This window comes from Pantoea sp. X-Soil-OKNW-713 (assembly GCF_059730685.1).
Map to the genome: position 1 here is coordinate 227,958 of NZ_AP035996.1, position 16,479 is coordinate 244,436.

10 protein-coding genes are annotated in these 16,479 nt (G+C 54.5%); 2 read left to right on the forward strand and 8 right to left on the reverse strand.

Features of this window, described 5'->3' with window-relative positions; genetic code table 11:
• Positions 1-94: 94 nt before the first annotated feature.
• Genes AC6I8R_RS21500 through AC6I8R_RS21535 form a run of 8 tightly spaced genes read right to left on the reverse strand, consistent with a single transcriptional unit; the run spans position 95 to position 9,269 of the window.
• Positions 95-943 (reverse strand): VOC family protein, encoded by an 849-nt coding sequence (locus AC6I8R_RS21500; RefSeq protein WP_497832869.1) that lies wholly within the window; start codon positions 941-943, stop codon positions 95-97.
• 23 nt (positions 944-966) lie between these two features.
• Positions 967-2,118 carry an amidohydrolase gene (locus tag AC6I8R_RS21505; protein ID WP_497832870.1) on the reverse strand — a complete coding sequence of 384 codons (1,152 nt, stop codon included), beginning with the start codon at positions 2,116-2,118 and terminating at the stop codon, positions 967-969.
• A 2-nt stretch (positions 2,119-2,120) separates the two neighbouring features.
• On the reverse strand, positions 2,121-3,224 hold the full coding sequence (locus AC6I8R_RS21510) for an alkylhydroperoxidase domain protein (protein WP_497832871.1): 1,104 nt from the start codon (positions 3,222-3,224) through the stop codon (positions 2,121-2,123).
• A 12-nt stretch (positions 3,225-3,236) separates the two neighbouring features.
• Entirely contained in the window at positions 3,237-4,232 is a 996-nt protein-coding gene (locus AC6I8R_RS21515; RefSeq protein ID WP_497832872.1) for a putative FMN-dependent luciferase-like monooxygenase, read from the reverse strand.
• Positions 4,229-5,839 (reverse strand): dipeptide ABC transporter ATP-binding protein, encoded by a 1,611-nt coding sequence (locus AC6I8R_RS21520; protein WP_497832873.1) that lies wholly within the window; start codon positions 5,837-5,839, stop codon positions 4,229-4,231. The genes AC6I8R_RS21515 and AC6I8R_RS21520 overlap by 4 nt, the downstream gene beginning before the upstream one ends.
• Entirely contained in the window at positions 5,836-6,693 is an 858-nt protein-coding gene (locus AC6I8R_RS21525; RefSeq protein ID WP_415174608.1) for an ABC transporter permease, read from the reverse strand. The genes AC6I8R_RS21520 and AC6I8R_RS21525 overlap by 4 nt, the downstream gene beginning before the upstream one ends.
• Positions 6,693-7,634 (reverse strand): ABC transporter permease, encoded by a 942-nt coding sequence (locus AC6I8R_RS21530; protein ID WP_415174607.1) that lies wholly within the window; start codon positions 7,632-7,634, stop codon positions 6,693-6,695. The genes AC6I8R_RS21525 and AC6I8R_RS21530 overlap by 1 nt, the downstream gene beginning before the upstream one ends.
• A 12-nt stretch (positions 7,635-7,646) precedes the next feature.
• Positions 7,647-9,269, reverse strand: coding sequence for a TIGR04028 family ABC transporter substrate-binding protein (locus tag AC6I8R_RS21535; RefSeq protein ID WP_415174606.1), 1,623 nt, complete (start codon positions 9,267-9,269; stop codon positions 7,647-7,649).
• Positions 9,270-9,733: 464 nt separating this feature from the next.
• Between AC6I8R_RS21535 and AC6I8R_RS21540 the strand changes: the two genes are divergently transcribed.
• A complete protein-coding gene (locus AC6I8R_RS21540) occupies positions 9,734-15,301 on the forward strand; it encodes a glycosyltransferase family 32 protein (RefSeq protein ID WP_497832874.1) in 5,568 nt (1,855 codons plus the stop codon).
• A 172-nt stretch (positions 15,302-15,473) separates the two neighbouring features.
• On the forward strand, positions 15,474-16,472 hold the full coding sequence (locus tag AC6I8R_RS21545; protein WP_497832875.1) for an MsnO8 family LLM class oxidoreductase: 999 nt from the start codon (positions 15,474-15,476) through the stop codon (positions 16,470-16,472).
• Positions 16,473-16,479: the final 7 nt, after the last annotated feature.

Below are 16,479 nucleotides of genomic sequence, written 5' to 3' on the forward strand. Positions count from 1 at the left end.
AAACGCGCGATAAATCGCGCCGCTACACGTCATCCCCCCCCCCGTAGCGGCGCGATTTATCGCGCAATGTTTTGTGATTTATCGCGCAAGGTGTTTAGTGCTGAAACCGTAACGCGACACCGAACGCGTGTTCGGCCGCCACCCTCACCGCGTTCTCCTCCTCGCGAAAGGGCACGTCTCCCAGCAGCAAACAGGCTTTCACCTTACTCAGGTCCTGGGTGTGCAGGCTGAGTGCCGCCATGCGTGTGCTGCCATCGTAATCGTCCGGCAGGCTGTTAAATCGCTTCACCACGTACTCGGCGGCAGCGAAGCGCACCGTTGCGGCACCGGCTTTCAGCACAAAAGCCCCTTCCTGACAGGCCACCAGCCGTCCGGCACCAAACAGCCGGCTATACACCAGCGCGGCGGCTGCCGGATCCTGCGCCACCACCACAAACTCGACGATGTTGCTGACCCCGTTCGGGTGCTGCTGCCATGCCGGTTGCCAGACCGCCTGCGGTGTTTCGTGTTGGCAGAAGAAGCTGCGGCCATTCGGCACCAGATCGCTGCGTAAACGTACGGTACGGAAGCGAGCCTGTTGCGCTGAACCATCCGGCAGCGTCACCGGCCGATAAAAACTGGCGGGTGGCTCGCCATCAATATCCTGGCTCTCCAGATAACGCCACACTGCGTCAGCATCCTCACTTTTCCACACCAGACCGCTCAATCCGAGGGGGGACTGCCAGAGATCCTGACGCAGATTTCCGCGCGCCGCTTCATAACCCAGCAACTCCAGATAATTTTCGCCAAATACCGCCAGATGATTGCTGGACCCGAGCGAGTGGTGTCCACGTTCGGTCAGTTGAAAACCCAGCCGCTGAAACAGCGTGCTGGCTGCATCGAGTTGATCCGCCACGTTGATCACCACATGATCGAGACGTGGCAGCGGAACGGTTATCGCCATCGGTTTTCTCCTTGTTCTCACCGTCACGAGGCCAGTTCCTGCGCTTGCTGCACCTCAGCCAGCGCCCGCTGTGCCAGGGCCGTAAAATATTGCACCGCCGGGGCGAGCATCGCTTCATCCGGGTCGAAGGCGGGATGATGTAACCCGTGTGCGCTGGCGCTGCCGATGCTGACAAACACCCCCGGCACCTGATGCAGATAAAAGGCAAAATCCTCGCCGCCCATCTGCGGTGTCGCGGTATGGATGTCATATCCCTGCTGTTGCGCCAGATGCAGCGCCACCTCTGCCCACGCCGGGGTATTGATCAGCGAAGGTGGGCCAGGTTGCCACACCAGCTCGGCGTCACCGTCAAAGCCTGCGGCGATACCGGCAATCAGGCTGCGGATTCTTTGCGGAATCTCTGCGCGAATGGCGGCATCATGGGTACGCACCGTCCCTTCCAGCTCCACCTGATGCGGCAACACATTCCAGCTATTGCCAGCGGTAAAACGCGTCACGCTGACCACCACCGATGCCAGCGCGCTGAATACCCGGCTGGGCAGATGTTGCAACGCGGTGACGATATGGCTGGCGATAACGATCGCATCAATGCCCTCATGCGGGCGCGCGGCATGGGCGCCTTTGCCGCTGATGTTGATCTGAAAACGATCGACATTGGCGTACATCGCACCGCCACGGGTACGCAGCGTGCCAACCGGCAAATCTGGCGCGTTGTGTAACCCAAAAATCGCCTGCACCTCCTCCAGCGCGCCGGCATCAATCAGCTGCTGTGCACCGTTGAAGGTTTCCTCTGCGGGTTGAAACAGGATGCGTACCCGGCCAGGCAGTTGCGCTTCAATGCGTTTGAGCTGATGCGCCACCCCCAGCATTACGCTGCTGTGCAGGTCGTGACCACAGGCATGCATCACGCCCGGCTGTTGGGATTGCCACGGTTGCTGCGTCAATTCCTCAATCGGCAGGGCATCAATATCAGCGCGCAACGCAATCACCGCGTCGCCCTGACCAATCTCCGCGACCACCCCGGTGCTCAGGCCGAGCGGCAACAAGCGAATGTTTGCCTGTTGCAGCCAGCGGGTAATTCGTGCGGTGGTGGCGTGTTCCTGATTGGATAATTCAGGGTGCTGATGCAGTTCACGTCGCCAGTGGATCAGTTGTTCTGTGGAAATAGCCGTCATGATTATCCTTGAGCATCAGCGGGGAGAAAGGGTTCGCCGAGGGTGAGCATCAGACGGTTGGCCCAGGCGAAGAAGGCGGTGGACTGCACCAGATCCAGCAGTTGCAGGGTGTCCAGCCCTTGCGCGCGCAGCGCCTGTAGCTGCGCCTGGCTGGCGCTGGCGGGCGTGACGGAGAGCGCGGCGCTGAAATCAATGATGGCCTGCCAGCGCGGCGATTGACCGTGGGATAACTCCGCGCCAGGTGACACATTCAGCAACTTTTGCACCGCTGCATCATCTTTCGCTAACTGGCTGGCTTTACGTGCGTGCACTGAGGCGCAATAGATGCAGCCATTGACTTTACTCACCACCGTGGCTGCCAGCTCACGCTCCGCACGCGCTAAACCGCCGGACGTATAAAAGATGCCTTTATCGGTCAGGGTACGCTGCTCCAGCAGTGGCAGGTTGCGACCTAACAGGCGAAAGTAATCAGAATCGCTGTGACCAAAGCGCGCCAGCGTGGCTTTTTCTTCGGTGGTAAATTCAGGCAACGGTTTAGCCGCCAGCCAGGGTTCCCAGCCCAGTTCCTGCTGCGTGAAAGCCGTGAGGGCGGTTTTCCCGCTATGGGTACGCGGGGCGTTATGCCAGATACCGGCTACCGCGTGTTGTGTGGACGCTAAACTGTCGCCGTTAAGTAAGCGGAACCCGGCCAGTAGCCGACTCTGGAAGCTGACAAAGGCGACCAACTGCGCCAGCGTGACGATGCCGCGTGGTGTCCAGCCGGCGCTGTGCAGGTTGGCAATATGCTGCGGTGTTGCTTCGACAGGACGGAAACTCATGCGTTCGGCAAAAGCACGCGCCGCCTCATCGCGCGCGCTATGCTGTGCGCCCGAAGCCTGCTGCTGGTAATGCGCCTGCAAAGCCACTTCGCCATGCCAGGCCGCCACCTGTGCCGCCAGTGCAAAACGCGCCGGCAGCGGGAAATCGTCGTCATGCTGACCAAAGAGCACCTCATAGCTGCCCTGGGTATGGCGGGTGGCAGCATCGCGTTGGGCACGCGCCTGCGCCAGTTCCGACGCGGGATCGATATCGGCCAGTGCCGCCAGCAAATCATTCACTTGAGACATCTCTTTCTCCTGTTAAGCATTGCGCAGTTGTGGCGCGATGTGGTCGGCAATCAGTTCAATCGAGCGCAAAATATCGGCGTGGGGAGGATCAATCGAATGCACCTGGAAGGTGATATCGGTCGCGCGCGCCAGCACGCTGTCCTGCGCCAGTGAGGCCTGCACCGCTGCGACATCGCCGAGATGGGCGTCAAACTGCCGAATATGGTCATCCAGTGAATCACCGGACAGGTGATGTCCACTGGCGCGAAACTGGTCGGCCTGACGCTGCAAACCGGCTTGCGCCAGACGCCGCGCATAGCCGCTGGAATCCGCGACAAAGGCGGTGCGTGAGGCGAGGATACGTGGCGCAATCCCTGCCGGTAGCGCCGCCAGATAGGCGTCGATCATCGGGTTTTGCAACGCATCCAGCGGCAAATCGGGCTGTTCGACGGGACGCGGTTGGGTACGCGATAGCATCAAACCATGCCCCGCCTGACCGGCGCGTGCGGCTCCCTCCACCGAAAAGGTGGCGATCCACACCCGCTGTGGCAATGAAGTGGCCGCCGGATAAAGATGGTTATCGGGATGCGCCAGGCTATCGCCACGCCAGGCACTCAATACGCTATGCAATTGTTCGGCAAAAAAAGGCGCGCGTTGCTCGATTGTCAGACCAAACGGCAGAAACGAGGTCGCCGTGCCTCCGGAGCCGAAACCGACCTCCAGACGCCCGTTACTGAGCAAATCCAGCACCGACGCGTCTTCCGCCACGCGCAGCGCATTCTCCAGTGGCAGGGTAATGATGCCGGTGCCAAGACGGATGGTGCGGGTATGCGCTGCCACATAGGCGAGAAACACCAGCGGGGAAGGCAGCCCACCTTCGTGCTCATGAAAATGGTGTTGCGCGATCCAGGCGCTGTCGAAGCCGCAGCGCTCGGCGTGTTGAATCTGTTCGGTCGCCAGCCAGTAGCGCTGTTGGGCGCTGCCTTCATCCAGCAGACGGGTAAAAAAACCAATGCGTTTGCGCGTCATGCAGACTCCTTAATCAGCGGACGGAAAGCGGGAATCGCCTCGATCAATGACCGGGTGTAGGGATGCTGTGGGGCAGTGAACAAGGTGACAACGTCACTCTGTTCTATCACTTCTCCGGCGCGTAGCACGGTGACGCTATGCGCCAGCCGCCGCACCGTAGTGAGATCGTGAGTAATAAACAGATAGGTCAGGCCAAGATCGCGTTGGAGCTGTTGCAGCAGTTGCAAAATCTGCGCCTGCACCGTGACATCCAGCGCTGAGGTGGCTTCATCCAGCACCAGAATGGCCGGTTCGAGGATCAGCGCGCGGGCGAGCGCCACCCGCTGCCGCTGTCCACCGGACAATTCGCGTGCTTTGCGTGTCAGCAGCTCCAGCGGCAGTGCCACGCGCTGCGCCACCGCCTCAACCCGCTGACGGCGTTGGTCACGACTCAGACGCTCAAAATTGCGCAGCGGTTCTTCGATGATGGCAAACAGCGTCTGGCGCGGATCGAGCGATGCGTACGGGTTCTGATAAACGAACTGAATTTTGCGTCGCAGCTGGCGACGTGCTTCGCTGCTCAGGCCGCTGGCGTCAATGCCATCAATCACAACGCGGCCACTGTCGGCTTTCTCAAAACCGACCAGAATGCGCGCCAGGGTGGTTTTACCTGAGCCGGATTCACCCACCAGCGCGTGGGTGGTGCCACGCGGCACGCTGACGCTGACCTCGCGCAGGGCATGAAACTGCTGCCGTCGTCCCAGTTGAAACTGTTTACCAATGGCGGAAAGCTGTATCGCCGGGGTGGAAAACGCCGCGTTCACCTGCGGAGCCTGCGCCAGGCGATTAAGCTGAGCATCCTGCAAAAGCTGGCGGGTGTAGGGATGCTGCGGAGCATGGATCACCCGCGCGGTGTCACCCTGTTCCTGAATCTCACCGTGACGAAACACCAGCAAACGATCCGCCCGTTCCGCGGCCAGCGCCAGATCGTGAGTGACGAACAGCACGGCGGTGCCGGATTCCCGGCGTAGCACGTCCAGCAGATCGAGAATGCGCTTCTGTACCGTCACATCCAGCGCGCTGGTCGGTTCATCGGCGATGATAATTTGCGGGCGCAGGGCGAGGGCAATTGCGATCAACACCCGTTGCTTCATCCCACCGGAGAGTTGATGCGGGTACTGGGCGGCACGCTGCTCGGGATGGCTGAGGCCGACGCGGCTCAGTAACTCAATCACCCGCTGCTGCCGCTCCTGACGGCTGATGCGCAGATGCAGTTGCAACATCTCACCCACCTGTTCACCGATGGTCTTGACCGGGTTGAGCGAGTTGCCGGGGTCCTGCGGCACCAGGCTGATGCGCACCCCGCGCAGGCTATCCAGCCGTTTGGCGGACCAGTTGCTGATATCAGTGCCGTTAAGCAGAATCCGTCCGTGGTCGCGGCGACCATTTTCCGCCAGCAAACCAATAATCGCCTGAGCCGTGGTGGTTTTACCGGAGCCGGACTCGCCGACCAGCGCCACCATTTCGCCCGCCTGCAAGTTGAAGCTGACGTTATGTACCACCGGACGCCATAACCCCTGCTGGCGATAGCTAAGGGTGAGGTTTTCAAGGGTCAGCAATGCGCTCATTTTGCGCCTCCGGCCAATTGTTGACTGATGCGGTTGGCGGCCAGCACCACGGCGACCACCACGATGCCGGGAAACAGGGTCAGCCACCAGGCGGTGGCGAGATAATTGCGACCTTCCGCGATTAACAATCCCCACTCCGGTGTCGGTGGTGGGGTGCCATAACCGAGAAAACTCAGGGTGGAGAGCGCCAGAATCGCCTGACCAAATTGCAGAGCGGCAAAGGCGACCACCGCCGTCAGCGAATTGGGTAAAATATGCCGCCATAACACGCGCCAGAAACTGCCGCCGCTGCCGTATGCGGCTTCGACATATTCACTGCGTCTGACGCGTACCACTTCACCGCGCGCCAGGCGGGCAAAACTGGCAACCGAAGCAATACCTACCGCCAGTGCCGCATGAACTGTGCCAAATCCCAGCAAAATCAGGATGCTGAGGGAAAGCAGCAAGGAAGGGATGGAGAGCAACACGTCCACCAGCCGCATCAGCACGCTTTCGGTACGTCGTCCGACGGCCCCGGCAATCACCCCCAGCGTGGTGCCGCCGACAAACCCCATTGCCACGGCGGCAAAGGCTGCCGCCAGCGACTGCGACGCGCCATACACGATGCGGGTGAACAGGTCGCGTCCGAGTTGGTCGGTGCCGAGCCAGTAAGTGGCCTGCGGCGGCAATCGCTGCGCGCCGGCGATGCCTGTGGTGGGACTGAAATGGGTCAGCAGTCCCGGCGCGAGGGCGGCTAACAGCGCCAGCGTTATCACCCCCCACGCCAGCCACAAACCCGGTTGTAGCGATAACCTGGCGCGTGGGCCAGACACGCGTTCGCCACGGCGTGCGGCTGCGTAATCCACCAGACTCATCAGTGGCCTCCTGGAATAGGTTGCAAACGAGGATCGAGCAATGGCATCAACACATCCACCAGCAAATTAATCAGCACAAACCCCAGCGCTGAGATCATCACCACCGCCTGAAGTACCGCGACATCCTGATTGTTGACCGCCTGCTGCGTCAGTTGGCCCAGCCCGCTGCGGCCAAACACGGTTTCGGTAATCAGCGCCCCGGCAATCAATTCGCCGAGCAGTAAACCGGCGATGTTCAGTACCGGCAGCAGCGCATTGCGCAGCACATGACGCCATAACACCCGGTTTTCGCTGGCCCCTTTGGCGCGCGCCACCGCGACAAAGGGTTGGGTAGCGACTTCATCAATGCTGCGCAACAAAATCTGCGCCAGCGGCGCGGAGATAGGGATCGCCACGGTGATCACCGGCAGAATCAAGCCCTGAAGAGGGGAAGGGTTGATGACCGGGATCCAGCGCAGTTGAAAGGAGAACATCTGGATCAAGGCGATGCCGAGCCAGAAGGTGGGTAACGAGATAAATAACGCCGGGACTGATTGCAAAAATGTTCGCAGCCCACGCAGGCCCGGCAGACGTGACAACGCCGCCAGGGCAAACGCCAGCAATGCCGCCAACAGAAAACCCGGTAGTGCCAGGCTCAGGGTGGCTGGCAGATTACTGGCGATCAATGCGCTCACCGCGACCCCAGCCTGTACCGAATAACCAAAATCACCACGCAACATCGCCAGCAGGGTATGGAGATACTGCTGCCAGATCGGGCTGTCGGCCCCGTACGCCAGCCTCATTTGCGCAATTTGCGCCGGGCTGAGGCCGAGGTCCGGGTTCTGAAACTTAATCAGAACCGCATCGCCCGGCAGCACCTGGAGCAGAAAGAACGACAGGGTAAACGCCGCCCATAGCACCAGCAGACTTTGTCCCAACCTGTGCAGCAGAGAGTGTCGCATCGTCAGCCCCCGTTAGTGTTTTTCCAGCCACGCGCCGTAGAACGACGGACGGCCTACGGCTTCAAAACTGATGCCCTTCAGCCAGGGCGCACCGGCAAACACCTGCGGTTCTTCAAAAATCGGGATGACATAGGCGTGGTCCAGCAGGTAACGCTGGGCGTCTGCGGTTAATTGCAGACGCTTTTGTGGTGCGACTTCCGCCGAGATATTGACCAGCAAGCTGTTCAGTTGGTCGTCACGGAAATTTTTCACCTTGTCGCTGGATCCGCCTTTTTGCAGCAGCGCATCACGATTGGTGGGATAGAACATGCTTTTTACCACATCCGGATCGGCACGCCCCACTTCCGACACCGTCAGCGGCGTTTTCAGCGGATCAAGGTTATCCAGGGTTTTGCTGCCCGCATCACCGGCTTTCACCGTCAGCACCACGCCCACCTGACGCCACTGCTGCGCCACCAGTTGCAGCACTTCTTTGTTTTGTGGTTGAGGCGGGGATTCATACACCGTCAGCGCCAGTTTCTGACCGCCTTTTTCACGGATGCCATCACTGTCGGTATGCCAGCCTGCCTCCTCCAGCAGCTGTTTCGCCAGTGCCGGATCGTACTTCAGCTTGTCACTCAGGTTGACGTAACCCGCCGCTGAGGCAGCAATCACGGACGTCGCTTGCGGATAATTGGGAGAGAACAGGGTTTGCACCACTTGCTGCGCATTGGTGGCATGCAGCAAGGCCTGACGCACCTTCACATCGCTGACCAGCGGGTTATCCGGGCGAAAACTGATGCTGTCGTTGACACCACGCGTGGGGGCCGCATAAATCGGGAAGTTTTGTGCGGTGGCCTGTTTTTCGTCATACGCCTGTACCTGGCGGATAAAATCGGCCTGTCCGGCCAGCAGCGCGCCGATACGCACGCTATCTTCAGGCGTCACAATAATTTTGATGCCGTCGAGATTGGCCGGGCCTTGCTGCTGAATGTTTTTTGGCCCCCAGTGATAATCTTTGCGCGCCACCAGGTCCACTTCACGGCCCAGTTGTTCATTGCTGACCACAAACGGCCCGGAACCGATGATATGGCGAGCATCGCCAAGCTGGTCAAAACTGCGTTGCAGGGTACTCAGGGAAACCAGCCCTGAGCCGATGGTGGCGGTGCCCTGTAAAAAGCCCGGTGACGGTTTTTTGAAGTAAAACTTCACCGTCAGAGGATCAATGACTTCGCTGTGATCGTAGTTGTTGATCACCTCAGACACCGGCAAGCGCTGCGCTTTATTACCCAGCCCGTAAGTATCGAAGTTTTTTGCCACGGCGTTGGCATCTAACGGTGTGCCATCGGAGAAGGTCACGCCCGGACGAATTTTAAAGGTGTATTCGGTTTTATCGGCGTTGCTGCTCCAGCTTTCGGCTATCCACGGTTCAACCTGCAAAGTTTTTGGGTTTTGCCAGGTGAGTTTGTCGGTAATCTGATTGAGAATGCCGCCGTTCGGGTAGAATCCGCCAGCGGGGGGATAGAGGTTGGTATGCGGTTGTTGTTCCAGATAAATCAGCGTCCCGCCTTTTACCGGCGTGTCGGCTGCCTGCGCGCTAAAGATCCCGGTCAGCAGGGCGAAAGTTAATGCCTGCAAGTGAAAACGTTGCTTCATGATGGTGAATTCCTTTGTTATCAATTACCCGACGGGCGGTTTTCATCATCGAATGCCGCGGCGCGGAGTTGAACAAAGGAAATGCACTAAGCTTTGCCGGAAAAAATAAATGGCGGGGTGGGTAAAAATGCGCGATAAATCGCGCCGCTACCGATCGTTCGCTTTGTAGCGGCGCGATTTATCGCGCAGAATTAACGCCAGTGACGCGTAATAAATGCGGCCGCTGCATCTAAATTCCAGACTGCCAGAAGAAATGATAATAATTATATTCATTTTAACTTCACGATAATATCTTCATTTGTTCAGGCATTAATCAAGAGCTATTCCTTCGTATGCGTTAAAATTAATTAAGCTCGACACTTCGCTATTTTAATATCGCGCACGGGTGTTGGCGTAATTAATGCTGCTGTTTTGTTTGCATTGGTTAATTGATTTTGAAAATGTAAAATATAAAAGGAGTTTAAATGAAAGTTGATGGTGGTATATTAACTTCTGCTGCTGCGTTAATGATTAAAGTGGCGAACAATACCAGTGAAATGGCTAAGAGAATTGATCGTGTCATGGCATCGGCTGTACGCTTTAACAGTAATTATAGCCGTAGTCTGGCAGAAAATAGCAGACAAACTTTCAGACTAGCGGCGGATGATGTTTATTTATTACTGAGGCGTTATGCCCCTGATGTGCCTGCGGTGGCAGGGAAAACGTTTTCCCGATTTGCCGCATTTATTGGCGCCACAACCCATGAAGCAATTGCCCTCTATATTGATATTCCTAAAGCTTGCGATTTACTTAATTGCCCTGACGCACAAAAGTTGTTGACGAAATTACTTACCCCATCTTCTGCACCTGCGGCTGGTCTGTCAGATCTTATAGCGGCACGTTTGGCTCGCGTGAGTGAGACGGCAAGTATCATCGTAAAATGCTATTGGAAAGATTTACCCGTACATCTGGAAATTGACGAAGCGATCTTATCCCAATTGATAGAAATTATTCGGCCAGCGGCGAAGAGAAATGCGCTGGACGAGAGGGATGATGAAAATCATTTCCGCCTGGCTTGCCGGGCGTTCCTGGCGGGCCAGGTTGGAGGGACATCACGAGAGAGCGACCTGTTTGCCATCTTGATGGCAAGGGAGGTGGCGACACTGGCCGATCCGGTGGCGCAATATCTGGCTGGCCGCTCGGTGGTACAACAGGTCACGACCATTGAGCCATCACATGGAGATTCCTCCGGATTCGAGGAGCATAACAACAGTACTCAGTTAATGGATAAGCAGGTTTTACCCGAAACTGGCGTCAGTTTTGCCTCCTCCAGTGAGAAAGCGATCGGGCATCCCGATCGTGACTTTCGCCTTTATATCTATGACAGGCTTATCGGTTTTCAGCACAACGCCCCATCACCTGACAAAAATGAAAATCGGGCATCAGCAGCCTTTGTGGTACCGGCTGGTTCCTGTATGTCTTTTATCCGGGAGAAAATACCGGGCGAAAATGCGGTGTGTACTCCGGCGATAGGGCAGAGAAACGATACGCTCCCTGAGACCTTTCCGGGCGGGGGAACTATGATCACCCGTTTTGGTCCCGGCGGTAGTGGACGGCATTTTATTGAAGAGCAGGTTACCGCTGATATTTTGCCGTTGGCGTTTTTTGGCATTGTTGCTGGAGAACAGAGTGGGATGGAGATTATTGCCAACACGCTGATGCCGGGAGACCGGCTAGAGGTGATTAGGTCCGATGTGAAACCTGGTATAGAAATCGCTGATCTGGCCGACAGTGGTGTGAACAACAGTTTGTCAGACATAATGAATACATGGTTAACCTCAGGCATTCACATAAGCGAACGTCTGATTGCCGCTCCTTTTATTCTGCCCACAAGATGGGGGGTGATGGCTGATACATCCGTCAACGGGCCAGCAGATGCGGAAAAAATAGCAGCAGAAATGCAACTTATTGGGCTGAATCAGTCTACGTTGTCGCCGGCCAATTGGACTTCCCCTAATCAACCAACAGAATTGCGTACTCAGCCTTTCTTTCTACACATGCAGGCGAATGGCAGTCTTGTTTTTCAGAACCATACCGAAATTAATCTGGATGAATATGCACTGAACGCGACACCCAGAATGGGGACTCAGAGCACACCGTTACGGCCAGATCAGGATTTCGCGTATTTCAATATGAAATCGCCTGAGCAACATGGCAGTAAGGTATTTCAGGTTGTCAAATATCGATTCCCGGTGTCTAAAATATTGCCGATGTCGCTGACGGCTGAAGGTCTGGATCCGATAGAACTCATCAGAATACCGGCAACAGCAGATACTCCCTCCACCATCACCGTCGCGCCTCAGGATCAGCATCTGCGTCAGTTCCTTCAGCAGTTTTATACCGCGCGGGGGAAAATTACCGGGTCAGTCACTGCGGGAGGAGATGGACTAATTCACCGTGGTGAGGATATGTGGTGTCTCATTGATGAAAGGTTATTTCCGGTCAGAATTGGACGAAATGGCGAATACTTTATTCCGATACCATCAACCCGTTATTTGAGTCGTCATGCGAAGAATCCAGAGGCAATGAGAAAACGACTTGATGATCTCAATCTGACAGCCATCAGAGTGATAAAAACGGATAACGGTTTCCAGATGCAACCTGGAAAAGAGCATGGGATCTCTTTCCTGAAGTTGTTGTCTCAGGCCGGACTTTATGGTGTGACAACGGAACATGGCGTTTCTTCAGCACATGGTTTTCGCCTCGGGGGCGTCACCTTTCCGTATGAGGAAAATATTCTTGCCACCATCGGCTATGTCGCTCAACCAGCCATCCTTGATCCACAAGGCACTCTTCCTGCGGTCCCGGTAAAGTGGCATCTTCATGTTGGCTTTGGGGGTGAGACCGGGTTTTACGCTCTTCGTTCTGCGCAAGTGGATGACGATGCCATCAGAACGACAACTCTCGACGATCTGACGTTAGAGCAGAAAATTGGTTTTCTCCTGAAGTTTGGTGCCATCGTGCTGGAAGCGCCCTTTTCGATGATCAGGGAACTTTGGCGAGATGCCATGGGTGACGTCCAGTCACGCAAAAACCTCTTCAGGGCGGTGATGAATGATAGCTTGCCAGAGGATGATAGTGCGGGAGCGACCATTACCTCCGTGATGGATTTTATCTATAGCGCCGTTTTTTCCAGTAACGAGGGATATATCATTACGACGACAGGCATGATTGGCATGTTGCGAAGGGGCGGTAAGATGCTGCTGGACCAGCCAATGAGCAAGGATGAAATTGCAGGAACTGTGCAAGTTCTGTCCAGTCTACGTACGCGCAGAGGTATTTTCAAAACCGGCAAAGCTCAGCAGGCCAGCACTTCAAAGAACAGTGACCATCTGTCAGGGCAGCGGTTCCTGGAACAAACGCTAATTATCAATCAGTTGAGAAAAAATAACGCGCTGCCTTTTGTTAATGCAATGTTGCATGAAAAGTCAGGCACGCTGTGGTTATATGATGCGCTAACGGTGGGAGAAGCAGCGGAAGGACCCATTCCGTTGGAACGTACCGGGGACTTATTTATCCGGACCATTCCCGAAGAGGTACTGGGTTTAGAACAGGAACGTTACCTCAGTGAAGGAAACCGTTTACGTCTGATGACCCATGAAGAATCGCAGCTCTACTCGAGACTGGTTCCGTCGGAAGGGGAAGATATGCCTGTAAATCTCTTTAGAGATAAAGAGAAAGGCTGGCTCTATGTTCGGGAGGTTGATTCATCTGGCACTTATATGCGTGATACCCATATTGTCGCACATGATGAATGGTATGAAGTGCCGAATATTGACGGCAACACCGGTAAACTCCAGGCGCGCGCGGAAGATGGATTTATCGAGATGAATGGAAAACTGGAAAGACTTTCGGTATCTGAATTGAACAGTCTCCAGGACCTCGAACCTTCAGCAGCGTTGCTGAATAAGAAACTCTATGAAAAGGTGTATGTCACCAACTTTGACACCAGCCGAACAATCGAATATGCACCCAAAATAATTAAAGGGAGTATGCAACAGATAAATGGCAGAAATACCTGGCGCTGGGATGTGACGAGTAATGAGTTCCATGAAACAGGAAAAATAATAGATGCATCAGGTCATCAGATCGGCCTGCCCGGCGGAGTATTTACGTTACTACCGGATAGGGCACTGGAGTTTTTGAATTTCAAACAGCCAGAAGGAGCCAATTATCGCTCGCGCTTGTCTTATTTTTCCTTTATTGATGAGGGGGTGGTGAGAACGAAAGAAGGACTGCCTGGATTGTATAAAGTGCAAAAAAATATTGAAGGTCAGTCAGTAAGCTATTACCAGATCTATTTCGGTAAAGATGTAGCAGGAAGAGAGGTGGTGCTGGATAACCTTGAAAAGACATCAGATGGGTATCGGACGATTAAAACCCGGATACCAGAAGGACTGACTCAAAGTGAAATGTCAGTATTAAAACAATCCTTGCCGGATATTAAGGTGACGTATGATGATGTTAGCGGTATTTGGTCGCATTTTTATGCCGCAGATGAAGCGTTTATGGATATTCCACTTCATGAATTTAATCCTGCGTTGCGTGAGAGAAACACTCTGTTGTCCTCTAATGGCAGCCACCTTAAGGGGCTGTTTGTTGATACTCAGAATACAACCCATGAAGGCCGTAAACTCGTCTGGGCTGAAGCCGGTATATTGAATGGCAAGAAAGCCTGGTTACATCTTGAGCAGGATGGTGCGCAGGAAAATATTTTTTGGCAAAGAACCACAGAGGGCTATCGTAAGTTTATTTACTCAGAGTCTCATTCCGGATTACAGCTAACAGTTTCAGGCGCAAAAGAACCGATAACAATGCCACCGCTGCTGCCTCAGACATTTGTAGATCTTCCGATAGATGGATTTCCCGACAACGTACTCAGCTATTTTATTGATAAGGATGGTTATAAGCAAATGGTGGCCTATGATGCAACGTTAAAAACGTGGCGAGCCACGGCATTTTATCAGGATGCTCCGTTAGGCAATCCGCAATGGTGGAACGGGGTAGAATTTGAATCGGGGACGATAAAACAATTCAAGCAAGCCAAAAGCTCAGGTCTGATTCCAGAGCCACGCCAGACCCGCAGGATTCAGGTATTAGGCAATCTGCCAGAGTTACCACCGCAGCATGAGATGTTTATGGTGCCGAAAAAAATACATTATATCTGGCTGAGAAATGCTATTCCTGAAAACATTATTAATAACCTTCTTATTAATGAAAAGCGAAGTGGTGAGTATGCGTCAATCCTGCATCTGGATGTTTCAGATTCGGTGTACGAATCTATCAAGGAACGATTAAAATCAGAGGGTTCTGCCATTCAGGTAAGTAATATCAGAGAGGAGCCTTTCTATAGAGATTTTAAACAGACAGCATCAGGTTTTGTTTATGATAAGGCCGTCAACGGTGATTATCCCAACTGTTCATTAGCATCTGATATTTTGAGGTACAGATATGATGGTGTTTATATGGATTGTGATGATCAAATTCAGTGGACCAACACCCTTTATGCCGCCAAAGGTGATTTCCTGTTAAGTAATCACGTAATGTCCAACGAGGAAATTTATAACGGCAGTCACTTTGCCAGTCTGGAGAAAAGCCTGGTGAGAGATGAGATTATTGCCGAAATTGAAAGGCGATCAGGTATGAAAAAATACCAGGAAATGGTTAGCTCTCCTCGACCTTACCAGGATGATAATGGAAAGTTTTATCAGGAAGTTAATGGCGTGAAAACGCAGGTATCTGACACTGAATTTATCAACTACCGGAAGGCCTTTTTTGATTTTGCTGGACCATCCCTGATAAGTGGGGTGGTTAAAAAAATGCGGCCGGACTATTACGACGCTTACATGTTACCCAATAGATACCCGGCATCACTTATCCGTTTGATACCTGCTGATCAGGTATATCAGGATGCATTAGATCATTACTTTCCGTTTAAAGAAGTATTTAAGATAAACACTGGGGCCGAATCAAGTTGGTTGAAAACCCGCTAGCCGGGAGTATCAAATAACTGGTGAGTGCTGATTCAGAGGGAGGGATACTTCCCTCTGCGTGCTCAGGGCTATTTCTATTTTTCTAATTCACTTTGTCGATTTTGTTGTTTTACGAACGTTATTCCCCGTTCCACACTAGCCGCCATATTCACGATGGAAAAGGATAAGGCGCATGTCATACCGACTGAGTTTGCTGGATAAATCGCCGATAGCGGAAGGAGAGGGTGCGACTGGCGCGCTGCATCGTACCCTGCATTTGGCGCAGCAGGCGGAAGCCTGGGGATATCATCGGTTCTGGTTGGCGGAACACCATAATTCTACCCAGTTAGCCAGCCCGTCACCCGAGTTGCTGATGGCGTGGATTATCGGTCAGACGCGCCATATCCGCGTGGGTTCCGGTGGTGTGATGTTGCAGCACTACAGCCCGTATAAAGTGGCAGAAAACTTCAACCTGCTGGCCTCACTGGCACCGGGCCGGATCGATCTTGGCGTAGGTAAAGCGCCCGGAGGTCTGCCGCTGTCGACGCGTGCATTGCAACTCGGTGTCCATGTCGCTGAAAAAGGCAGTTTTGCCGAACAACTGGCGCTGCTGGATGGCTGGCTTCAGCCCGCAACGCAACAACATGATGAAGAATCACTGGTCGCCACGCCGCAACCCACCCGCCCGGCCAATCGCTTTCTGCTGGGGGCCAGCGAAGAGAGCGCCCGGCTGGCAGCCGATCTTGGCTGGCAATTGGTGTTCGCCGCGCATTTGAATGGCGACCGTGAATTGATGGAGCGGGTGCTGGCACGTTATCACCAACTCAGCAACGGTCAACGCGCACTGGTGGCGGTGCAGGTGGTGGTGGCGGATTCCCCGGCAGCGGCTGATCTGTTGGTCAGTAATCTGCGTTTCTTTCACGTCAATGTGCAGGGCGGTCAGAGCGTGAACGTTGCCAGTCTGGAGCAAGCGGAACGTTATGTGCGTCAGGGGGGATACAGCAATTACGTGATTGAACCCCGTACCCCATCGTTACTGAAAGGCACCGCCGCACAGGTGCACGCCCAGTTGGAGGCGCTGCATCAGAACTTCGGCATTGATGAGTTTGTGATTGATTCGCCGGTGGTGGAAGAACAAGCCCGCCTGAAATCCCTTGAACTGCTGGCAACCCATCGTCTGGTCGCGGCCTGAGCAACAT